This window comes from Bradyrhizobium australafricanum, from assembly GCF_020329495.1.
Lineage (GTDB): Bacteria > Pseudomonadota > Alphaproteobacteria > Rhizobiales > Xanthobacteraceae > Bradyrhizobium > Bradyrhizobium australafricanum.
This window is the reverse complement of record NZ_JAGKJL010000020.1, coordinates 23,989-46,758: the sequence shown is the minus strand read 5'-3', so window position 1 is coordinate 46,758 and position 22,770 is coordinate 23,989. Positions and strand designations below refer to the sequence as shown.

Below are 22,770 nucleotides of genomic sequence, written 5' to 3'. Positions count from 1 at the left end.
TCTGATGACACCGCAGCTTCGCAAGATCCGACGTACTATCATCGTGGGCGCACTGAGCTTGGCACTGCTGCCGGCGCTCGGCACTCTTACGGCTTCGGCCAGCGAAGGCGTCGACGTCACATCCACGCCACTGCCCGTGGAACATATCGTTATCAAGACCAAGAAGCCCTATTCGGATGTCAAGGCGTCGATCGAAAAACTTGGTCGACTTGACGATAGCATGCGGGCAATGCTGGCCCGGAACGATATCGAAGAACTGCGCGCCGCAGCGCAACGCATCGCCGGCGCGGATGGCCTTGCGATTCATTACGTCGCAATGCATGGCGATCTTCTGGCTCTCAAGGGCAAGCGCCAACCGTTGGTGGCCTACTACATCGGCAACATCCTCTCGGCGACAGAGATGACCAATGTAAATCCGGCCGCCGGCCTCTATGCTCCACTGCGAGTGGTCGTCTACGCAAACGAGCAGGGTGGAACCACCATGGAATATGATCGGCCGACCTCCATGTTCGGTCAGTTTAAGAGCCCACAGATAGACGCGGTTGCAGTGTCGCTCGACAACCGGCTTCTTACGTTCCTGAAGAAAGCCAGCATGTAGCGGCTCATTTGTCCGAGTGCCTAAGATGATCGAAAACCTCGACGAGACGCACGATCCAGCCCGAAGAAGCTTTGTCGAAGCTGCAAATGATGCCGATAGCGATTTTCCTATCCAAAACTTGCCGGTCGGCGTTTTCAGCAACACCGCAGACTCCGCTCTCCGGGTCGGCGTCGCGATCGGCAATCACGTGCTCGACCTTAAGAAAGTCAGCCTCGCAAGCGAGCGCTTTGCTGAGCCCGTGCGGAACGCGTTGCAAGAATCCTCGCTCAATGCGTTATTTGCGCTAGGTCGCAGTGCGATACGCGACACGCGCCGTATCATCGGGGATATGCTCGACCATGGCAGCAGCGGAAATCAGGTCCGACGTCACGCGGCTGATCTCCTAACTCCGATGGAGGAGTGCACCTTTCATGTGCCGACGAAGGTTGCGAATTACACCGATTTCTATGCGGGCATCTACCATGCCCGTGCGGCGGGTGCGCTGCTGACACCGGAAGATCCGTTGCCGGCAAACTACAAATGGATACCGATCGGCTATCACGGCCGTGCATCGTCTGTTCAGGTCGGGCCTGGCGGGGTACGCCGGCCGCTCGGGCAGCGCCCGCCGGCTGCATCTGGTGCAGTCCCGAGTTTCGGTCCGTGCGAGCGGTTAGATTTTGAGCTCGAAATGGGCTTCTACCTCGCGACCGGCAATCGCCTAGGCAGGCCAATTCCCATCAACGAAGCCTCCGACGAGATCGTCGGGTTCTCGCTCTTGAACGATTGGTCTGCAAGAGACATCCAGCGTTGGGAGATGTATCCGCTCGGCCCTTTCCTCAGCAAAAGCTTCGCGACTTCGGTCTCGCCATGGGTGGTCATCACTGACGCACTTGCGCCGTTCCGGACAGCAGCGCTGTCACGGCCGGAGGGCGACCCGCGTCCGCTCGACTATCTGTTTGACGTTGCAGACCAGGCTGGCGGTGGGCTCGACGTTCATCTGCGGGTCTTGCTGTCGACTGAAAAAATGCGCAGCACAGACGAACGGGCCATCGAAATTCTTACTTCGAATGCGAAGTATCTCTACTGGACGCCAGCGCAGATGGTGGCCCACCATACCATCAACGGCTGCAATCTTCAGCCGGGCGATCTCATCGGTACTGGCACAATTTCCGGACCCAGTTCCGCAGAGCTCAGCAGCATGCTTGAATTCACTGGCGCCGGTTTAAATCCCATCACCTTGGCGAACGGAGAGCGGCGCGGATTCCTGCAGGACGGCGACGAGATCACGTTCCGTGGCAGATGCAGCCGGCAGGGCTTCGCTAGCATCGGGTTCGGATCGTGCGTTGGCAGAATAGAATCCGCCGATTTGTCAATCGCCAGAGCAAACCATTAAAACTCGAGAAGCACCATGGAATGTCGTACTGCGCTCATCTACGGGGTACTTGCGTCGCCCGGGCTAGATCCGGATGAAGTGCGGCAGGGGCAATTTCTGGCCATGTTGGCCGCTCTGCTGTTGTTGTCTACGTCGTACTCGGTCTTTTGGTTGCTTCAAGCACTATCGCTGCTTTAACAGTTCGAATGGCGGAAATCGGTTGGCGAACGGTTCGTCCACTTTCTAAAGGCCTTGCGAAAGCTGGCAGCGTCGGCAAAACCGACGCGCTCTGCGATCTGATCTATTCCCATGTTTGTATTTTCGAGAAACTCGGTCGCAAGAGACTGGCGCATGTCGTCGACGATTGATTGATAGGATAGTCCCTCCAGCGCCAATTTCCGGTGAAAGGTACGCAGGGATAACCCAAGATCCGAAGCGATGTTGGCTGCGGTCGGAAAACGGTTCTGCCGGTTGAGGCAGGCGCTACGTATCTTTCGCACGAGCTCGGATTCACCAGGGCGCTCCGTCATCAACACATCGCAAACTTGCTGACAAATCTCGGCAGTGATCGGGTTTGCATTGGGGCAGGGAAGATCGAGAACGTTCGCGTCGAAATGCCATTCCATCCGATCGGAGCTGAAGTCGATCGGACAGTTGAACACGCGTTCGTAGTTGCGCCAGTGTACGGGAGCTGCGAAAGGAAAGAGCATTCGTTTGCTGGGGAATGGTGCTTCCAGCACACGGCTGAACAGCGCGGTCATTGAGCTCCGCCAGAATTCCGCAGCGAATGGCAGTAAATCGCCAAGGGTATCAAGTCCGTGACTGCGCAGAATCGCCGTCGATCCATCGATGCGAAAACTGATCTGACGAACCGCAGGACCTGCCATCGTAATATGATTGAGTGAGAACAAGAGAGCGTCGCCGAACGTGCGACTGGATATCAGCGCGTAGCCATAGATGCCGTAATCGCTAATGCGTTGTCGTGCTCCGGCCAGCAGGCCGACATCGGATCGTTTGGCGAGCCGCTTGGCGTTCCGGTAGATGGCAAGGCGTTGCCGGTGCGAGATGCGGGCACGAGCGTCTTCCAGCTGCGACAGAGCGACACCTGTGCGCGCGAATAGATCATGGACCGAGATCCCTTCCGCGGCGAGTTCGGCCGCAAGCGCTCCCAGTCCGACCAGGTTCTGCGTCGGGGCGTCGGGGTCCGCCGAAATCGGCATTACCAGGTGAATCGGTTTCATGGATCGTGTCTCGCTGCATGGCACAATTTGACGCGCCAAAAAAAGTGCCTCGAGGGAAGATGGCAGCTTTGAGCACTATAAATGGCAGAGCTGGCTATTGTCACGTGTCTTATGACGTTTGACATTTGAAAGTGAAGCTTGGGCAGAACGAAGCCGAGTAGAATAGGGAAACGTCAATCCCGCATGAGCGTGCTGATTTCGGGCGCTGGGCGGAAAGCGATGAGCGAAGGACGACATGACATACGTAACGCACGAAATTGATGGCAAGGTCGGCGTGGTTACGCTGGCGAAGCCGCCGCACAACTTGCTGGATGATCAGCTGATCGGTGATCTCGTAAACGCCTACAAGGCGGTGGTTGCGGGTGGCTGCCGAGCCATACTGCTCCGAAGTGCCATGCGGCATTTCTGCGCCGGCGCCGAGATGGCATCATGGGGAACCGGCACGACGATCCACATGAGTCAGCCCAGGTTCGAGACTATGATGCGGGAACTTGAGGACGTGCCAGTGCCGACCGTCGCCGCTGTCAATGGTGGCGCGCTCGGGGGAGGTCTCGAGATGGCGCTGACTTGCGACCTTATCATCGCGGCAGATACCGCATTCCTCGGTCAGGTCGAGGTCGCGGTAGGCCTCCTGCCGCTGCTCGGCGGTACGCAGCGGCTCTCTCAGAGAGCCGGCGTGGCTCGCGCCAAGGAGATCGCGATGCTCGGCCGCCGGCACACTCCCGAAGCGTTCGAACGCTGGGGCATTATCAACCAGGTCGTGCCCGAGCCGGAACTCGGGTCAGCTTCAATTACTTGGGCGCGGCAACTGGCGGCCGGGCCTACGCAGGTCATCAAGGGCATCAAACGACAGGCCAATTTAGAGGCTCGCGGCGGTATCGCGGCCGCCGATGCACAGCAGGTCGAGATCAACGATATGATCTGGAAAGCCAAGGACCGGCAGCGTGGTGCTGATGCCTTCTTCGCGTCAGGTCCCGCGACGGCGACGTTTGAGGGGGATTGACCATGTCCGCGGCTCCACTTGAAGGCCTCCGGGTAGTCGATTTCACCCGCGTACTCGCAGGACCTCATTGCACGAAGGCGTTGCGTGACCTTGGTGCGACCGTCACCAAGATCGAGCCGCCATCGGGCGACCTCGGGCGTGTTGGCTTGCCTTACGTCAATGGCATCGGCCTTTACTATGTGCAGCAGAATGCCGGAAAGAGAAATCTCAGTCTCGATCTGAATTATGCGGAAGCGCGCGAGATTGTTACTCAGCTTTGCCGCGACGCCGACGTCATCGTCGAGAATTTCCGGCCCGGAACGCTTGCGCGCTTCCACTTCGGATATGAAGACATCAAGGCAATCAATCCTGGAATTATCTATGTCTCCCTTAGTGGGTATGGCCAGACCACTTCTTGGCGAAACCGCCCGGCCTTTGCACCCACCGTCCAGGCTGAGACCGGCCTGACCGCGATCGTCCAGGATCACTTCGGTGAAGCACTGACTGAGCCGCGCGGCGATTCTTCAAGCCACGCAGACGTCTATACAGGGTTGCAAGGTGTTATCGCTGTACTGGCTGCTCTCCAACACCGCAACCGCACCGGCGAAGGCCAGCATATCGACGTGTCGATGGCCGCCACAATGCTGTCAGTCAACGAGCGCGCCGGGGCGTTGCTGTCAGAGATCGACAACGATGGCGAGCCGATTGCGCTTTCAGCCAACGAATCTCACATATTCGAAATGGCCGATGGTGCCAGGCTCACCATTGCCGGAAGTCCAATTTATTCTCCGATGTTTACCCGGTATTGCGCGATGATGCGCCGAAGCGACCTGTTGGCCGATCCCCGCTACGCTACTGCAAAATTGCGTCGTCAAAATCTGGCGTCTCTCTTGGCGGAGGTGCGGGCGTGGCTCGCAACTTTCGACAGTCTCGAGCAACTCCAGGTACAGGTAAGCGAATCGGGCCTCGCCGTCGGTCGTGTGCGAACCGTCAACGAGTTCGCAAAGTCCGATTGGGTGAGGGACTGGAATGCGATCGTAGACGTCGATGATCGCGACGGCGGCACGGTGCGTATGCCGGGCAATCCTTGGATCTTCAGCCAGTCACAGTTGCCGCGTCCCGGCGCGCCCGCCTATCAGGGCGAGCACAATGATGACATCCTGAAAGAGCTGCAAGTCCCAGAGCAAAAGATCAAGGATATGAAGGAGCGGAATATCCTTCTCAGTCGGCGCTAGCAAACGAAGAGAGAAAAAGCGAACGCCGATCATCGGACTAGCAGCGGGCCCTGTTGTCGTTGCCCTTGTTGCCATCTCCCAATCCGGCGGGTATTGCGACCCGCCGGGTGGGCACTTGCCGAGAACATTCAAGGCGATATCCTACCGCGAGGCGCTACGTGTGGTGGGGCAAAGCTCACCTATGCCCGACGCTTCCTTAAAGTTAACGAGGCGAGCCGGATCGCTCCTGCAAAGCCGCCTGGCATGACGAGCATCAAAGCAATCAGCATTAGACCGTATGCAGCCCCCGAAAGTCCCTTCGAGATCTGGTCAGCGGCGTTTGGCACGAAAAGAATGAATGCTGCGCCGAAGAGCGCTCCCGGTAGCCATCCGACCCCTCCAACCACCAGCCCGACCAAGAGCGCTATCGACAAACTGACAGTGAAGCTGTCTGGAGCTACGAACTGAACAACTATTGCGCCGAGCGCGCCGGCGACTCCCGTGTAAAGTCCGCTAACGCCGAATGTTGACGCCTTATAAATTGAATTATTGATCCCCATTGAACGAGCCGCCAGCGGATTGTCGCGGATTGCCATCATCGCTCGCCCGGTCCGAGTCCGGATCAGATTGATCGCGAGAACATACATGAGGATCGCGACCGCAAGAGTGAAAAAATAGAGCCACTGGTCCTGAGACAATGGCAGATCGAACGGAGCATCTGGCTTGGTTATCACCAAGCCCTGTACCCCGCCGGTCCAATGCTCTAGCAGAGAGAACTTCAGAATCTGAGGCGTAGCGACAGACAATGCAAATGTTGCGAGCGCCAGATAGGCGCGATCGAGTCGCAACGACGGTAGGCCAAACAGGAAGCCGAATATAAAGCAGACGATCGCCGCTATAGGAAGTGTCCAGAAATAGGCGACGTCGTAGCTGCCCATCAGAATCGCCGCTGTGTAAGCACCGATCGCGTAGAATGCCCCGTGCCCGAGAGAAAGTTGACCATTGAAGCCGGTCAATAGGTTCAACCCAAGAATAGCGATGGCATAGATCATAACCATCGTTACCTGGAAGATGAAGAACTGGTCGAGGACAAACGGCAGTGCGATCGAGCCAGCAAGCGTCGCGACAGCGACGACAACGAGCCGATTGCGAGGTCGATCGGTCGAGAGAGCGAGCGGCGCATGGGGGAGGCTCGAGGTTGTATCCAGTTCGGCCATGCTCAGACCCTCTCCGTGTGCGCTGCGCCGAACAGGCCGGTCGGTCTGAATGCCAATACCCCGATAATGATGACGAGGGCGATTGTCAGCTTCAATTCACCCCCGACAGCGGGGACATAGGTGCCAACCAGGTTTTCGATGATCCCAACGATGAACCCACCCAGCACAGCGCCGCCTGGGCTCGATAAACCTCCCAAAACAGCGGCGGCAAATCCATAGAGCAACATGCCAAGCATCATATTGGGCTCAAGGAAAACGACGGGGGCGATTAGCATCCCGGCCAAGGCGCCGATCGCCGCTGCCATGCCCCACCCGAGCGCGATCATCCGCTCGACGCGTATACCCACAAGCTTAGCTGAGGCCGGATTTTCGGTAGCCGATTGCATCGCTAAGCCGACGCGGGTGTAGCGGAAGAATACGTAAAGCGACACCAGCAACAGGAACGTCGCGCCGAGAATGGTCGCTTGATGCGTGCTCAAAATGCGGGTTCCCAGGAGAGGCCCGACTCCAAACGGAGGAGGGAACGATTTGCTCGAGAAATCCCAAATGAAGCCAGCAGCGCTGTTGAGCACCGCGAGAACGCCGACGAACATGACGATTTGGGTGAGGACCGGCGCGGAACGGACTGGCTTGAAAACAAGCCGGTTGATCAAGATGCCGCCGCCGAAGGAAATGACCACCGCTCCCGCAAAAGCTGCCCAATATGGTAATTCCCACTGCATCAACTGCCAGGCGACGAACGTCGAGAACGTGGCCATTTCGCCCTGAGCGAAGTTTATATGGCCGATCGCCTGATAGATCATGACGAGAGCGAGAGCCAAGAGCGCATAAATGGCGCCAGTCGCCACACCCGCTGCTATCTGTTGTCTGAGCAATTCCATGAGAGAATCCTAGTGACCTAGATAAGAGCGGCGCAGTTGCTCGTTGTTGCGGATATCGGCAGAGGTCCCCGAGAATACAATTCGTCCGGTTTCGATCAGATAAGCATGGTCAGCCAATTGCAGTGCAATCGAAGCGTTCTGCTCGACGAGCAGAATGCTGGTTCGTAATTCTCGGTTCAGGCGTCTGAAGATTTCGAAGATTTCTCTTACAACGAGTGGCGCGATGCCAAAAGATGGCTCGTCGAGGAGCAGCAACTTCGGCCTCAGCATCAGTGCGCGTCCTACCGCCAGCATTTGCTGCTGGCCGCCAGACAGGAGGCCGGCCTGCTGGTCTCGGCGTTGCTTCAAGATCGGAAAGTAGCTGTAGACCATTTCGATATCAGCTACGATGCCGGTCTTGTCACGACGCGAGATTGCACCGAGCTTTAGATTGTTTTCGACGGTCTGCTTCTCAAAGGTGCCGCGCCCGCTTGGAACGTGCGCGACACCTAGCCGGGCAATATCTTCAGTTTGAACGTTTATGAGCGATCGCTCTTTAAGCATTATCTCGCCGGAACGCTTGACCATACCTGAAATCGCGCGGAGCGTGGTGGTCTTACCCGCCCCGTTGGCGCCGAGGAGCGCGGTAACGTTTCCTTCCTGCACGTCGAAGGAGATTCCATGCAGAGCGGTCGTGCGACCGTAGTATGCCCTCAATTCTCTGATGTGAAGCAGCTTCGTCATGGCGCTTCTGCTCCAAGATACGCGGCGATCACTTCAGGATGAGAACGTATTTCGGTGGGTGTACCTTCGCCGATCTTCTTGCCGAAGTTTAACGCCACCACCTTGTCGGATATCGACATGACCAACGCCATGTGATGTTCGACGAGCAGGATGGCGATGCCTCGATCGCGCCGGATCTGGAGGATCACAGAGGATAACTCCTCTACTTCCTCGTGGTTGAGGCCGCAGGCAGGTTCATCGAGCAAGAGCAGTTTTGGATTGGTCGCCAGGGAGCGGGCGAGTTCGACACGTTTCTGCGTTCCAAACGGAAGGTCTGAGATACGTCGATTTGCAACGGGCCCCAGCCCGAGATAATCGATGGCCTCTCGCGCAATTATTTCCGCTGCCTTCTCATTGCGGCCAGTGGACGGAAAATAGAATGCGTCACTCAAGAAGCTGCCGTTAAAGCGCGAATGAGTGCCGATTCGCACATTGTCCAGCACTGAGAGGCTACCGAAGAGTGCGAGATTCTGAAACGTCCGTCCGATGCCGGCGTCCACGATGCGATGAGAGGCCATCTGGAGGATCGAAGTCTCTTGGAAGAGAACGTCTCCGGAGTCTGGATTGTAGAGACGGCTGAGGCAATTAAAGAGCGTCGTTTTTCCGGCGCCGTTAGGGCCGATGAGCCCTAGTATCGTAGCCGGATCCATGTCGAAGCTCACGCCGTCGAGCGCGACAACGCCTCCGAACTGGATCGTCAGATCGCGAATTTCAAGTATTTTTGGATGCAAGTCAGCCTCTTCGATTCTACCCGCGGCCTCGTAAATTTCCAGTTAGATCAGCACTGCGCGTGTTCGGTTTGGGTGAACCCACCCAGACTCTCCACGCCAGTCGCATGTTCGGAGCAAGGCTGAGCGCGCTGCGGCGGCCGCCACCGTAGGCGATGACGCGTCTGAACGCTTACCGCTAAAACAATCGTATCAGTTCGTCGGCGTCACCCTGCATCCGCCCTTAGTCCAAGGCCAGCAAGGCCTTCCATTGATGGTATTGTCCGAACCGCTCGGTTGCCGATGGGTTCTCTTAGCTTGACCGTATCGTGTAACTTGCAAATTGCAAGTTGAAAATGCGCGACGCTGTCGGTTTTGATCGAGCAAGGCTGGGCCGGGTCGGAAATCGGTGGCGATGAAGTGCTTTACGAGACCGCGTGGTCCTCCCGACAACAAGCGTCACGTCGAGCGAGACGGGCGATGCGAGCGCGTGTGTGACGCATAGGTAGCGGCTAAGCAGATCGAATTGCGGTGCCGCAAGCGCCGAACTGGACGGCCGTATCGCGTCCTAAGCCAAGCAGGAATGGCCCCACGGGCCGCGCTGCAATTGCGCGTCTTCGTTGGGAAGTTGCCAGGGGGAGCCTATCGATCACATCGCATGAATTCACGTGGCTGCCAAATGCGCTGGCCTGGCCGTACTCGCATCGGTTCGATGGGCTCATGCAAAGTGAGGCAGGGACTAAATGGCTCGAGAGGATACGGACTAAAGTAGCTAGGACTGGCGCACGCTCGAACTATCGCGGAACGCGGCCAAGGGTAACCCAAGTAGCCGAAGCTGGCTGTCCGGCTAAGCTTTTCGTCGAGCCGATGGGCTTGGAGTCCGTGCAACGGTGGTTCCAGCAGCTTCAGTCTTGCCACCAGCAAGAGGAACGCCCTTTCCGAACCTCTTGCGGTTGAACGCGACAGCGTCGGGGCCGGCGACGACTTCGATATCCTCGAGTTGCAGTGGCTTGCCGTGCGCATCCAATACGCCAGGACTGACGATTTCCTTTCGGCTGTGGCGATCTTGAAATACGACTTGCGGTCCCGCTCCATCTGCCAGCCAGTCGTCGCCCCATTTCTTAAGAGCGAGATAGGTTCGGAAGAAGTCGCGCCCCATGTCAGTCAACACGTATTCGTAGCGTCGCGAATGTTCAGGCAATCCCTTGCGCTCCATGACGCCGAGCTCGACGAACTTTTTCAATCTCGTGCTTAGGATATTGGTAGCGACGCCAATATAGAGCTGGAATTCATCAAATCTCGTCACGCCGTAGTAGGCTTCGCGGAGTAGCAGAATAGACCATCTATCTCCAACCACCTCCATGGCACGCGCGACCGAGCATAGTTTGTTGGCCTTGTCATTCCGCTCCATGTTCGATCTCGCTGCGCCCTCTGTTGTCGTGGTGTCGCCTACGGTGACTGAGCTCGCATCATTTAGCACCGTTCTAAGTAGCTCGGCTAGATACTAGCACTCATTTCAACCGTGCAAGCTCTCACCACGGTGACCCTTCGGAAAGCCACCTGTGAGCTCAAGCGTCATTTTTCATCGACAGGTTCGATCACCGGTCCGAAGGGTACCCAACGATCGCCGACGAGTTTCCGGAGTTGAATGGATCTCACCGGCGCAAATTCATCCGGTCGCGTGTTGACCTTGATCCCAGGCAGCAGCATGTCGACTTCCAAATCCTTAATGTTGGTCGCCTGCCGCATGATGTTTTCACGCGTAAGGTCATCACCGGCTGCCTTGAGGACGTGAACCATGACCTGTGCCAGGATGTAACCCAGCGCGTTCGTTCCAGCGGTCACATCGGCGCCCGGATAGTATTGCTTGATGAAGGCTAGATAGCGCTTCACGCCCGGGTCATCCGCCATGCCGGGGTCGGTGGCGTCTTTGACGAATCCGCCGCTAATGAGCCCCTGCGAAATGTCGAGCCCGGCGGGCTTCATGACGCTTCCAATTTGAGAGGCGGGGATATTGACGATGTGCACCGGTTTCCAGTTAAGCTCGGCGATCTTTCGAATTGCCTGCGCGGCAAACTTGGGTCCGGCAAAATTCATGAAGATGCCTGCGCCGCTCGCCTTCAGCCTTACGACCTGCGAGTCAATGGTGGGCTCGGTTACTTCGTAACTTGCTTCGCCAACAATCATCGACGCCTTGGCGCCAAGCCCAAGCTTCAATCCGGCTAGGACGTCCTTGCCATAATCATCGTGCTGGTAAAGTACAGCAATCTTGCCATCCGGATGAGCATTCGCCACGTACTGAGCATATGCTTTGCCCTCGTCCAGGAATGATGGCTGAAACCCCATTGTCCACGGAAACTTCTTGGGGTCGTTCCACTTCGATCCACCACCGCCGATGAACAGCTGCGGAATCTTCTTGCCGTTCATGTATTTGTGTATGGCGGTGTTGGTTGGAACGCCGAATGGGCTGAAGAGTAGTAGAATCTGGTCGCTTTCGACCAGCCGACGCGCTTGCTCCACAGTTTTCGGCGGGCTGTAGGCGTCGTCATAGCTAATGAACTTAATTTTGCGGCCGTTGACGCCGCCTTCGGCGTTGACCTTCTCGAAATAGGCCGCTTCGATCTTCCCCATCTCTCCCCAGGTGGAAGCGGGTCCGCTGTAGGGCATAATATTGCCGATCTTGATCTCGGTGTCGGATGCTCCGGGATCGTATTTCGTTTCGGCGGCCAGACCCGCGTTCCAGCTTCCCGCCAACCAAATGATTCCAAACGCGAGCGGCGCAATCTTGATTGTTGTCGTGCGCAATCGTTCCTCCTCTGGTGAGAGTACCGATAACGCCTCTACGCCTATAACTTGCATAATGCAAGTCAAAGACCTCGCGATGATGATTGAGTCCCGCGCGACAACTCGTCTCATCAATGCCGCCTTGATGTTCGTTCATTCTACCGCAGCAGGGGATTCTCGATGGTTGCCTAGTGAGGTTTGGGTCGCAAGCCTGGGCAGTGTCAGAACAGCAAGCCGCGGCGGTCACCATGTTTGGGCGAGAGGGCGGGCAGTCGAAAAGGGTGTGCAGTCTTGGCTCGAGCTTGCCAAGCGCAGGCCAAAGGGCAGAGCCATTGCTCTGCCCTTTAACCATCCAGCCGGTTTCGATAATCGAATGTGTAACTACTCGGCTGCGTTGGTCCTTACCGCTTGATCTTGGGCCGCCGCGTTTCGCCGTCGGCGAAGCAAGTCGAAAGCGATGAGATGGGATGCGCCCGATATCCCGACGCCGTAGAGGGGGATGAGGACCATAGGTAGCTCGCGGATTGTCACCATTCGTGGATCATTAAGGACGGTAAACAGGAGCCCGGTTCCGACTGCTACGACGAAGTCGGCGAAGCCGAAACGATGAATGCGGAAGTAGGTGTCATCGTCGGCAGGACCCTTCAGCAACGGCAATGCCTTCACGCCAGCCAGGAAGTCACCAACACCAGCTAGAATCCAGAACGCGGGTGGAAGTTGGTTTTGGAGCCCGTACCAGAAAAAAAAGAGCGAGGCGGGGATACGCCAAGTATGCAAAACGGTAAGAGGATAGACACCGATGTTTTCGAAGTACCTTCGTACTGCCGGCGTCAGGGCGTAGATTGCAAACGGCGTCACGATACCGACCGCGACCAGCGGGCCATAGTAGATTGGGATCATGGCTTGAAAGAACCCGGCGTATGCCGCTGCGGCAACTGCGAATCCCCACGCCGCCAGAGAGGCGACCAGCGTGCTGGTTCCGAGCTTCAAGTCGACTGCTTTCGTCATCCTTCGCATGTTGTTCTCCGACATGTGTAGTTACACCTAAATGGAGCTCTGATCCCCCGACTCCGAAGCCATACTTAACCTAGGCGGCCAAGAAGGGGCCTTAGCGTATGCCAACCGGTTTTGCCGAGACGGTCGTTGCTATCGGATTGAACGCTGCGCCACAGCGGAATTGCTGCTTCGACCCGTTTGCGTCCGGCCGAGGTTAAGACGATGCGGCGTACGCGGCCATCCGTGGGATCCGGCACGGTCGATACGAGGTTCTCTGACTCGAGCGGCCGAAGATTGCGGTTCAGGGTTGTCCGATCAAGCCCAAGCACGTCGGCGAGCGAGCCGAGCGGAGTTGGCTCGTCCCTAAGCAGGGAGGAAAGTATAGTGAATTGCCCCGAAGTGAGGCCCGAGGATCGTAGCGCTTCGTCATAGCGTCGTGCGATGCTCCGTGCGGCTCGCTGCACGCCGAGGCATACACAAGCGGCAGAGAACTCTGCGGCACTTAGTTTCGATTTTTCCATTTGTGAGATATATGTGTAATTACACTAAATGTCAATAGCCGCGACCGTAGGTGGGGATGCGAGATCGGCGCCTGCCAGGGCGCGACGCTGAGCATGTTTTCCTAGCGGTTCGAGCGACCCGTGTTGGCGATGCCTGACAAGTCACGCGCAACGAATGCGGGTTTTCAGCGCCGGGATTTCGTAGAACCTTCTCGGTGCTCTCTGCTGCAGGCAGGGGCCGGAAGCTTCCTTGTGTAGCTCCTCCCAGTCTCCGCATCTGCTTGTTGTCATGCGCGAATCCATCCCGTTCGGTGTGCGCTGAAAGATCTCTGGCTGTTGTTTTGCAAGCCTTTGGCGAGACCGCGCACCATTCGACAAACTTCTTGCAATCCTATTACTCTGATAATTAGAGTAATAAGACTCGTCCGGACAGCTGCCGCTTGCGGCTAGCCGTGACTGGACACGCGGCATTTGAGAGCGTTGCTAGCAAGGAGAGCGCATGCACGAGGCAGAGAAGCATCACGCTGTAACACTCACCATCAATGGTGCACGCAGGACCGTGACAGTTGAGGCGCGGAAGCTGCTGGTTCACTTGATCCGAGAGGATCTTCGTCTCACTGGAACGCATGTTGGCTGCGACACCTCTCAGTGTGGGGCCTGCACGATCGAGCTCGATGGACGTGCTGTGAAATCCTGTACTGTGTTGGCCGTGATGGCCGATGGTGCGTCGATCACGACGATCGAGGGCCTTTCTGAGCCCGGCGGCACGTTGCACCCGGTGCAGGCCGCATTCCACGACCATCACGCCTTGCAGTGCGGCTTCTGCACGCCGGGGATGGTGATGAGCGTACGTCAGCTACTAAAGGACCATTCTGATCCGAGCGAGGAGGACATCAGGCACGGCCTCGCCGGCAATATCTGCCGATGCACGGGCTACCACAACATTGTGCGAGCCGTCGAATCCCTCGTAGTGAAAGAGACACAGTCATGAATAACGCAACCCCGCTCCGCTATATCGGCCAGCCATTGAAGCGTCGCGAGGACGTCAAGCTGCTGACCGGCAAGGGTCGCTACGTCGACGATATCAGGCTGCCGGGAATGCTTCACATGGTGGTCGTGCGTTCCCCGCACGCGCATGCCGATATCAAGAGCGTTAAGCTTGAGGCGGCGAGGGCCGCGCCCGGCGTCCGCCTGATTCTATCGGGCAGGGATCTTGACGGAAAGATTGGTCCAATTGTGCCGAACTGGATCCTTCCCGGCTCGAAGGTGCCATATCGGGCCGTCGTCGCTATCGATCGTGTTCGCTTCGTTGGTGAGTGCGTGGCTCTGGTCGTGGCGGAGACGTTGGCCGACGCCTATGACGCTGCCAGCCAGATCGAAGTTAACTACGAAGTGTTGCCTGCGGTGACCGGAGAGGAGGCGGCAGTCCGCCCCGAGGCTCCCCAGCTCCATGACAACGTGCCGGGCAATGTTGCGACCATCTACAAAGTGAGCGGGGGAGACTACCCGAAGGCGGCGGCCGAGGCCGATCAGGTCATTCGCCTGCGGGTCGTTAACAACCGTCTGATTCCGACATGCCTGGAGACGCGGTCGATCATTGCTGATCCAGAAGCCGACGGAACGTTGTCGGTCTACATCGGCAGCCAAGTGCCGCACATGCACCGACGGTGGATTGCCGAGACGCTCGGCATCCCTGAACATCGCTTGCGTGTCATTGCTCCCGATATTGGGGGCGGCTTCGGTGCAAAGATGCACCTATATCCGGAAGATCTGCTCTGCCCCTACCTTGCCCGCGAACTTGGCGTCCCCGTGAAGTGGTGGGAGAGTCGCTCGGAGAGCCACCAGTCGACCAGCCATGGCCGTGCACATGTCGAGACGATCGACGTCGCGATTCGGCATGACGGCACGATCCTAGGCATGAAGGTCGATACGCTCGGCAACGTCGGCGCATATCTTTCGAACATGGCGACCGGTGGGCCGACCGTGAACACGGTGAACTACGGTACGGGGAGCTACAAGATCCCGAACTACGAGGCGACCTCGCGCGCTGTCATAACCAATACTGTGCCGGTCGATGCTTATCGCGGCTATGGTCGCCCTGAGGGAACCTATATCGCCGAGCGGGCGATCGATGCGGTCGCGCGTCATCTCGGGATTGATCAGGCCGAGATACGACGGAAGAACTTCATCCAGCCTTCCGATTTTCCCTACCGGCCTTATGGCAGCATGGCTACCATGTTCGACAGCGGAAACTATCAAAGCTTGCTCGATAAGGCGCTCTCGGCGTTCGACTACGAGGGGCGTCGCAAGGAGTGCGAGACCCTGCGCCGTGACGGTGTCTACCGAGGCATCGGCCTTGCCGCCTATACCCATATGTGCGCTGTAGCGCCCTCGCGATGGTTAGCGAGGAGCGGCTTCGATCGTGGCGGCTGGGAAAGCGCGCGAGTCGCCATCGACTCGAGCGGACGCGCCACAATTTATTCGGGTTCGATGAGTCAGGGGCACGGCCACTTGACGTCGCTGTCGCAGATCGCTGCCGACATGCTGCAGATCCCGATCGAAAACATCGACGTTGTGCAGGGCGACACACGACAGGTGCAAGCCGGCCATGGCACCTTCAATTCGCGATCGATGGCCGTCGGCGGATCGAGCGTTTACGTCTGTTCGAAGCGTATTGTCGACAAAGCAAAGAAAATAGCAGCTGGCATGCTGGAGGCGGACGAGAAGGACATTGCCTATTCCGCCGGGATTTTTAGCATTCCGGGAACTGATATCGCGCCAGTCACCTTTGCGAAGGTGGCCCGCATGGCCTATGTCGGTCACCAATTGCCCGAGGGACTGGCGCCGGGTCTAGACGAGACAGAGTTCTACGATCCCGTAGGCATGGGCTCGCCCTCCGGCGTCCATCTCGCCTATGTCGAGGTCGACCCGGAGACCGGAATCGTCGATATCCTTGACTACGTGGCAGTCGACGACTCCGGTATGCTGGTTAATCCGCGGCTAGCCGCAGGCCAGATCCATGGAGGAGTGGTGCAGGGCATCGCCCAAGCCCTCTATGAAGAGGTCAGCTACGATTCCGACAGCGGCCAGCTTCTGAGCGGATCGTTGCTTGATTACGCAGTGCCGCGTGCAGAGCATGTACCGAATGTCAAATCTCTGTTCCAGGAGACGTCCTCGCCAACCAATCCGATTGGCGTCAAGGGTGTCGGCGAAAGCGGCGCAATCGGCGCCCCACCGTGCATGGTCCATGCCGTTCTTGATGCCCTCTCACCCTTTGGCATCACTCATCTCGATATGCCGTTGACGCCGCCCCGTATTTGGGCCGCGGTTCAGAGCGCGCGTAATGGAGTGCATCAATGATACCTGCAGCCTTCGACTACGTCCGCGCCAGTTCGCTCGAGGAGGCGATTTATTTCCTGCACAAAGATCCGGATGGAACTAAGTTGCTGGCTGGCGGCCATACGCTGATTCCAACGCTAAAGCTCAGGCTGGCAACTCCCGCTCGCTTGGTTGACATCGGCGGCATTGCCGAGCTTCAGGGAATCCAGATCACCGACAGAGTTATTCGGATTGGGGCGCTAACGCGGCACGCCGAACTGCTCGCTTCCAACGAGCTTCGCGAAGTCGCGCCGATATTCTCGCGGGCTGCCAACCGTATCGCGGATCCACAGGTGCGCAACCGCGGCACGATCGGTGGCTCGCTCGCCAATGCTGATCCGGCGGCCGACTGGCCGGCTGTGGTGATCGCGCTGAAAGCCGAGCTCGAGCTAGTGGGAAACGGCATAAGGCATGTAGCGGCCCGCGATTTCTTCGTCGATATCTTCACGACCGCGCTCGAGCCAACCGAAATGCTGACCGCGATCATCGTCCCGCGGCCTGTGAGCGGCATGCGATTTGCGTATCGCAAGATCCGTCACCCCGCGAGCGGGTATGCCATTCTAGGGGTCGCTGTCGGTATCCACCTAAAGGACGGGCTGGTTGCGGATGCGTCTATCGGTCTCACCGGTGTCGCAAACCATGCCTTCGAAGGCCGCGTCGCGACGGATACGTTGATAGGAAAACCCCTCACTACGGCTAATGTCGAGGAGGCCGCTCGCCTGCTCAGTGAGAACACTGAATGCCTATCTGACCATTATGCGTCCGCCGCATATCGTGCGAGTCTGATCAAGACGGAGACTAGGCGCGCGCTACTCGAATTTGGTTCATGATGGGTGTTTCCGCGAGCATATTTTGGACCGCCAATCGCCGACGGAGAAGGACGCGGGCGCTGTTGCCATTGATCATCGGCAGAGCTGGGACCGCTTGGTGATCTGATCTCCCGTCCAAGACGAGACTTTGCTGCTCCTTCCTCGGCTTGGATCACTTGGACCGGTTGCAATGCGGCCGGTCCTTTTTTTGAGAGCAGAGTCTGCCGAGTTGGCATCCCACGGTGATCAGTTACGCCAGGATGTAACGTTGATCGGCATTGTTTGCGAGTTTGTTCGGGTGTCTCTCCGTTTGGCGGCTTGCCGCATGCGCCGGCAGAACCATTGGCTTCAGTCCGACATTTTTTTGACGGAAGAAGAAGTCTTTGACTTGCAAAATGCAACTCAAATGCTAGGTGTAGTCGACACGCAGGCGAACCCGGCAGCAATGTGACGTGGTCAAGAAGTCTGCAAATCACAGAGGAGGGCCTCCCGATGGCCGATGAGACGCCGATTATCACGGAGCAGCGTGGACCGGTCACGGTCATTACGATGGTTTACAAGCCCTACAATTTGATTGGGCCGACTCTGATGATTCCGCTTCAGGCGGCTCTCAAAGACGCACAGAAGGCGGGAAGTCGAGCAATCGTCTTGCGAAGCGGATTGCGACACTTCTCGGCTGGTGCTGACCTGACCCTCTTCGGAGCCCGCCTGCAGCAAGGCAGCAGTGGGACCGCAAATCCCGACGGGTGGTCGAGAATCGATTTCCTTAAGGAAGTGGAGCTTCTGCCTATTCCGATCGTTGCGAGTGTTCACGGTGTGTGTCTCGGAGGCGGCGTGGAGCTCGCGTTGGTCTGCGATTACATCATTGCATCAAGTTCCGCGAAGATTGGTTCAGTGGAGTCTGCGCTTGGTCTTCACCCCCTGATGGGTGGCATCCAGCGGCAGGTGCAGCGCGTCGGTATCGCACGTGCCAAGGAGATGTCGATGCTGGGTCGACGATACGATGCAGCTACGCTCGAGCGGTGGGGGTTGATCAACCACGTTGTGCCCGATGAGGCGCTCGAGAAGACGACAATGACAGTCGCCGAGGAGCTTGCCAACGGCCCGACGGTCGCGCACGCAGCGACGAAGTATGTCGCGTACATTGCGGCTAACGAGGGGGTGCGAGCGGCCGATGAGGCGATGGACAAATTGCAGGAGCCGATTTGGGCGTCAGAGGATCTCAAGACGGGGCTGGCCTCGTTCCGGCAGAACGGTCCTGGTCTTGCCAAGTTCAAGGGGCGTTGAGACATGACTGGGCCTTTGTCAAAGATTCGCGTTGTCGACTTTTCGCGCGTTCTGGCGGGACCGCTCTGTGCGCGGACTCTTCTGGACCTCGGCGCCGAGGTAATCAAAATTGAGCCGCCTAGGCCGGACGTTTCTCGATTTTCGCATCCATCTAAGCAGGGGATGTCTGGCTACTATGCCCAGCAGAACTCCGGGAAGCGGAACATCAGCATTGATCTGAACGTGCCCGAAGGCCGTGAAATTGCTCTACGGCTCTGTGATGTGGCTGACGTGATCGTCGAGAATTTCCGGGCGGGTACATTGGCGTCGTTCGGACTCGACTACGAAACGATCGCGGCGCGTAATCCACGAGTCATCTACGCTTCCATCACGGGCTACGGGCAAGGAGGGCCGTGGCGCGGTCGGATGGCCTATGCTCCGACGGTCCAGGCGGAAAGCGGGTTTACATCGAACAGCCTGCGGCACTATGGCGACAACCTCGGTTTCGAGCAGACGGACAGCCTCTCGCACGCAGACGTCTACACCGGATTGCAGGCGACAATTGCGATTCTCGCGGCTCTTCAAAGTCGAGAAAAATCGGGCAAAGGGCAATATGTCGATGTGGCGATGGCCGCGACTTTGATCGCGATCAATGAGCGCGCGCACATTGATCTTGGTGATTTCGATCTCGGCGATGAACCGGCGATCCTCGGCGCTACCGAGTGTCCGTTCTTTAACGGTCCTGGTGGAGAGAGGTTCACCGTTGCCACCAGCATGGTTTGGTCACTGACTTTCCCGAACTATCTGCGCGCGATGCGGCGGGCAGACTTGGCCGACGATCCACGGTTTGCGACCGCCGCGCTACGGAAAGCGAATCTGAGTGCACTGCAGGAGATCATTCAGACCTGGATGCTGACCTTCGCCGACATGGCCGCACTTGATGCCCAGTTCGATGAAGCGAAGATCGCGATGGGGGAGATTCGTTCCCTGGGAGATTTGGCGACAAGCGAATGGTCAACTTACTGGGGAGGGGTCCAGGAAGTGTCTGACCGTAACGGAGGCACCTACCGCCTTCCGGGCCGCCCTTGGCATTTCTCAGAGGATGAGCTCACTCCGATTGGCGATCCGGCTCTGCGTGGCGAACATAATCGTGAAGTGTGCGCGGAGCTTGGATTCACCAGCGAGGAGGTCGACAAGCTCGTCTCCGCTGGAGCCCTTGTCGTTCCCTCTGCGCAGACAGGCGGGGCCTGATTCGGGTCCTGCCCCTCGCCGGCTCTCGTTGGGCTTCCCGCAACAGAGTCGATAACCTGCTTACTTTGAGAGGACGCGTCTTGGCGCAAACGTGCCAATGTCCTGTTCGCGGGCATTCGACGAGTTTTTGGGGAAACGGTGCGGCCGATCGAGCTCCACGGAGAGCCGGCGAGCAGAAGCGATCGCTTTGAAGAACAATGTGAGGAGAGGCTGTCATGACAGGACGATCATGGGTTCCGGGGGCCGATGACTCTGGTTTTTCCCTGGCGAACTTACCATATGGAATCGCCCAAGTCGGACCGAACGATTTTCGAGCTTGCGTGGCAATCGGTGCATACGCGCTCGATCTCGCGGAGACTGCGCGACGGGGATTGCTCGACCAGCTCGAAATTTCCGTGGGGGTCTGGTCGCAGAGAACACTAAACTCGTTTCTGGCGCTCGGCGCCAAGAAGCACAAGGCACTCCGCGCCAGAATCACCCGGCTGCTCTCATCAGCCGAAAGCAGCGAGCGCGCTGCCTTGGAGCAGTGCCTGCTCGACCGCGGGAACCTAAGGAATGTAAATCCGGTCGCGCCCGGGGATTTCGTCGATTTCTATTCCAGCTACCACCATGCGGCGCGCACGATGCGGCTCTTGCGCGGCGAGCTTCATCCCAACTGGAAGTCGATGCCGGTTGGGTACCACAGCCGGACAGGAACGATTGTCGGCACGGACCAGCCTATCTTCCGTCCCAAGGGACAAATATTAACCCCCGAAGGGGCGGTTTATGCGGCGACCCAAGCGCTCGATATTGAATTGGAGGTCGGGTTTGTGGTCGGCCGCGGCTCGGATCGTGGGCGACCCGTGCAGGTCTCGGAATTTGAAGATTACGTCTTTGGTCTCGTTCTGCTCAACGACTGGAGTGCGCGGGATCTGCAGCGGTGGGAGAGCACTCCGCTAGGTCCATTCCTCGCAAAGTCATTTTGTACCCAAATGGGAAGCTGGGTCGTTCCGCTAGAAGCGCTGAAAGACTATCGTGTCGAGCGGGATCCCGGGTATGAGCGACCGCCCGTCAAATATCTGGATCATGACGGCAAGTACTCGTTCGACATCTCGCTCGAGATTGTGATCGAGACGACAGCCATGCGAGAGCAAAAGCTGACGCCGCAAACGATAAGCCGAACAAATTTCAAGGAGATGTACTGGGACGGAGCCCAGCAACTTGCGCACCTTACTGCCAATGGAGCGTCGGTAAGGGTGGCAGACCTATATGGCTCCGGGACAGTTTCGGGCGCGGCAGACGACAGCGCTGGCTGTCTCGTCGAATTGAGTAAAGGCGGTACCAGCAAAATTCAGCTGACGGACGGTTCAACTCGCAGCTATTTGCTTGATGGGGACCGTATCGAGCTTCGAGGAATCAGTCAGAAGGTTGGGCATCCTCCTATCGACTTCGGCACCTTATCGGGATTGATTTGTCCCTTTCCCGATTAACTCGGACACCAGCAGTTCGTGAGGCTGGTCATGGAGACTGACGGGGCGCATCGTCGGCTCTTAGAGGACGGGGCAAGACGCTTGATGCGATTACGCATCAAGCGCCCGGTCGAGGACAGCGTGATCTCGCTTTTCGATTGTGCCCGAAAATTGATTCTTGGCGTACTCCGATTGGCCGAAATATCTCGCGGGCCCATTCAGCTTCGGTCTTGACGTTGCGCTGTTGCGATCGGCACAGAACTCCGCTCTTGCGGTGGGAGCTCGGCGCCGCCTTCTAACGACGACCGTGCCCCGCACAAGACTTGATTGGGAGAACCAAATGCCAAGAGGCAGGACCGTACTTATCACCGACGCCTCTACCGGCATCGGAGCTGCCTATGCTGACCGCTTTGCACGACGGGGATACGCTCTCGTTCTTGTAGCGCGCGACCTGGACCGGCTAAAAGGGCTTGCCAGTCGCCTCAGGACCGAGACTGCGGTGCAAGTCGACATTGTTCAGGCGGATTTGACGAAAAGTGACGATCGAGCGATTGTCGAGAAAAGATTGTCAGGGGATCCAAGTATCGGCGTCTTGATCAACAATCCTGCTGCGGTGACGCACGGGACATTTATAACTGCAGACTTGAACGCGTGGGAGAAGTTGATTGACCTCAATGTCACGGCAGTCGCCCGACTCACGGGAGCTGTGATCCCTCAGTTTTTGAAGCGAGGTGAGGGAGCTATCATCAATATTGGTTCTGTTGCCGGGTTGGCGCCCGAGGTTCAGTTGGGCTTCTACGGAGCGACCAAGGCCTTCGTCCTCGCTATGTCCGAGGCGCTCAATATCGAGTTGGGACCAAGGGGGATCTACCTGCAAGCCGTCTTGCCGGCCGCGACACGGTCCGAGATCTGGGAGCGCTCTGGCCGAGATGTTGGCGAGATCCCCGATACCATGGGAGTAGAGGACCTCGTCGACGCCGCACTGGTTGGCTTCGACCGGCGCGAAACGGTCAGCTTGCCTTCGCTTCATGATGCGGCCCTTTGGGAGGCTTATTTGTCGGCCAGAAAGGCGATGGTACCCAATCTTGGCAATGCGCAACCCGCGCCACGTTATCGCAGTGCATCGAACAAGTATTCGGGAATCCTGACGGGGCAATAGCGTTTTGGCCATGGCCGGCCACCGCTCCTTTCGCTCGCGCCGATCACGTTGGTCGACCTTGATCTGCTTTCTGCTCTCAATAATCCAAGACAGTCCAATCTCTTCGCGCCGACGCAAGTGCATGCGCTCTCAAGCCAAGACCTTGCAGTTGGTTTCAGACGTTGACAAGTTAACACCGATAACTTAAGTTCGATCGCAGAGTGCGACGAGCCCTGCGTCCGAAAGG

The 22,770-nt window shown here is 57.8% G+C and carries 21 protein-coding genes; 12 read left to right on the top strand and 9 right to left on the bottom strand.

From position 1 onward, the window contains the following. The first annotated feature begins 4 nt into the window (after window positions 1-4). Both J6525_RS19250 and fahA (J6525_RS19245) read left to right on the top strand, forming a co-directional pair. Complete coding sequence (locus J6525_RS19250) at window positions 5-598, top strand: DUF302 domain-containing protein (protein WP_225645832.1); 594 nt, start codon at window positions 5-7, stop codon at window positions 596-598. 25 nt (window positions 599-623) lie between these two features. Next, entirely contained in the window at window positions 624-1,970 is a 1,347-nt protein-coding gene (gene fahA / locus J6525_RS19245; RefSeq protein WP_225645831.1) for a fumarylacetoacetase, read from the top strand. 173 nt (window positions 1,971-2,143) lie between these two features. Here fahA (J6525_RS19245) and J6525_RS19240 read toward each other — a convergent pair whose 3' ends face one another. Next, on the bottom strand, window positions 2,144-3,190 hold the full coding sequence (locus J6525_RS19240; RefSeq protein WP_225645830.1) for an AraC family transcriptional regulator: 1,047 nt from the start codon (window positions 3,188-3,190) through the stop codon (window positions 2,144-2,146). A gap of 235 nt (window positions 3,191-3,425) precedes the next feature. Between J6525_RS19240 and J6525_RS19235 the strand changes: the two genes are divergently transcribed. Then, entirely contained in the window at window positions 3,426-4,193 is a 768-nt protein-coding gene (locus J6525_RS19235; RefSeq protein ID WP_225645829.1) for an enoyl-CoA hydratase/isomerase family protein, read from the top strand. 2 nt (window positions 4,194-4,195) lie between these two features. Next, window positions 4,196-5,407: a CaiB/BaiF CoA transferase family protein gene (locus J6525_RS19230; protein ID WP_225645828.1), complete on the top strand. Its 1,212-nt coding sequence runs from the start codon at window positions 4,196-4,198 to the stop codon at window positions 5,405-5,407. Window positions 5,408-5,586: 179 nt separating this feature from the next. Here J6525_RS19230 and J6525_RS19225 read toward each other — a convergent pair whose 3' ends face one another. The 8 genes from J6525_RS19225 to J6525_RS19190 all read right to left on the bottom strand — a co-directional run bounded on the left by J6525_RS19225 (window position 5,587) and on the right by J6525_RS19190 (window position 13,254). Continuing rightward, on the bottom strand, window positions 5,587-6,603 hold the full coding sequence (locus J6525_RS19225) for a branched-chain amino acid ABC transporter permease (protein WP_225645827.1): 1,017 nt from the start codon (window positions 6,601-6,603) through the stop codon (window positions 5,587-5,589). Between the two features lie 2 nt (window positions 6,604-6,605). After that, entirely contained in the window at window positions 6,606-7,484 is an 879-nt protein-coding gene (locus J6525_RS19220; protein WP_225645826.1) for a branched-chain amino acid ABC transporter permease, read from the bottom strand. Between the two features lie 9 nt (window positions 7,485-7,493). After that, complete coding sequence (locus tag J6525_RS19215; protein WP_225645825.1) at window positions 7,494-8,207, bottom strand: ABC transporter ATP-binding protein; 714 nt, start codon at window positions 8,205-8,207, stop codon at window positions 7,494-7,496. Next, a complete protein-coding gene (locus tag J6525_RS19210) occupies window positions 8,204-8,977 on the bottom strand; it encodes an ABC transporter ATP-binding protein (protein ID WP_225645824.1) in 774 nt (257 codons plus the stop codon). Before J6525_RS19210 ends, J6525_RS19215 begins: the two co-directional genes overlap by 4 nt. Window positions 8,978-9,800: 823 nt before the next feature. Beyond that, complete coding sequence (locus J6525_RS19205; protein WP_225645823.1) at window positions 9,801-10,364, bottom strand: winged helix-turn-helix transcriptional regulator; 564 nt, start codon at window positions 10,362-10,364, stop codon at window positions 9,801-9,803. A 164-nt stretch (window positions 10,365-10,528) separates the two neighbouring features. Further along, a complete protein-coding gene (locus J6525_RS19200) occupies window positions 10,529-11,758 on the bottom strand; it encodes an ABC transporter substrate-binding protein (RefSeq protein ID WP_225645822.1) in 1,230 nt (409 codons plus the stop codon). Between the two features lie 360 nt (window positions 11,759-12,118). Next, a complete protein-coding gene (locus tag J6525_RS19195; protein WP_225645821.1) occupies window positions 12,119-12,769 on the bottom strand; it encodes a DUF8737 domain-containing protein in 651 nt (216 codons plus the stop codon). Window positions 12,770-12,819: 50 nt separating this feature from the next. Beyond that, complete coding sequence (locus tag J6525_RS19190) at window positions 12,820-13,254, bottom strand: MarR family winged helix-turn-helix transcriptional regulator (protein ID WP_225645820.1); 435 nt, start codon at window positions 13,252-13,254, stop codon at window positions 12,820-12,822. Window positions 13,255-13,732: 478 nt separating this feature from the next. On the opposite strand from J6525_RS19190, the gene J6525_RS19185 reads away from it, so the two are divergent. From J6525_RS19185 to J6525_RS19150, 8 genes are all read left to right on the top strand, one after another. Then, window positions 13,733-14,224, top strand: a complete 492-nt coding sequence (locus J6525_RS19185; protein WP_225645819.1) for a (2Fe-2S)-binding protein — start codon at window positions 13,733-13,735, stop codon at window positions 14,222-14,224. Then, a complete protein-coding gene (locus J6525_RS19180; protein WP_225645818.1) occupies window positions 14,221-16,593 on the top strand; it encodes a xanthine dehydrogenase family protein molybdopterin-binding subunit in 2,373 nt (790 codons plus the stop codon). Before J6525_RS19185 ends, J6525_RS19180 begins: the two co-directional genes overlap by 4 nt. Continuing rightward, window positions 16,590-17,441, top strand: a complete 852-nt coding sequence (locus J6525_RS19175) for an FAD binding domain-containing protein (RefSeq protein WP_225645817.1) — start codon at window positions 16,590-16,592, stop codon at window positions 17,439-17,441. The genes J6525_RS19180 and J6525_RS19175 overlap by 4 nt, the downstream gene beginning before the upstream one ends. 247 nt (window positions 17,442-17,688) lie before the next feature. Beyond that, entirely contained in the window at window positions 17,689-17,871 is a 183-nt protein-coding gene (locus tag J6525_RS19170; RefSeq protein WP_225645816.1) for a hypothetical protein, read from the top strand. A gap of 41 nt (window positions 17,872-17,912) precedes the next feature. Then, complete coding sequence (locus tag J6525_RS19165; RefSeq protein WP_225645815.1) at window positions 17,913-18,707, top strand: enoyl-CoA hydratase/isomerase family protein; 795 nt, start codon at window positions 17,913-17,915, stop codon at window positions 18,705-18,707. A 3-nt stretch (window positions 18,708-18,710) separates the two neighbouring features. Further along, the gene (locus tag J6525_RS19160; protein WP_225645814.1) at window positions 18,711-19,937 is read left to right on the top strand and encodes a CaiB/BaiF CoA transferase family protein; all 1,227 of its coding nucleotides are present in this window, start codon (window positions 18,711-18,713) and stop codon (window positions 19,935-19,937) included. 215 nt (window positions 19,938-20,152) lie between these two features. Beyond that, complete coding sequence (gene fahA / locus J6525_RS19155; protein ID WP_225645813.1) at window positions 20,153-21,406, top strand: fumarylacetoacetase; 1,254 nt, start codon at window positions 20,153-20,155, stop codon at window positions 21,404-21,406. A 319-nt stretch (window positions 21,407-21,725) separates the two neighbouring features. Next, window positions 21,726-22,544, top strand: coding sequence for an SDR family NAD(P)-dependent oxidoreductase (locus tag J6525_RS19150; RefSeq protein WP_225645812.1), 819 nt, complete (start codon window positions 21,726-21,728; stop codon window positions 22,542-22,544). Window positions 22,545-22,770 lie beyond the last annotated feature (226 nt).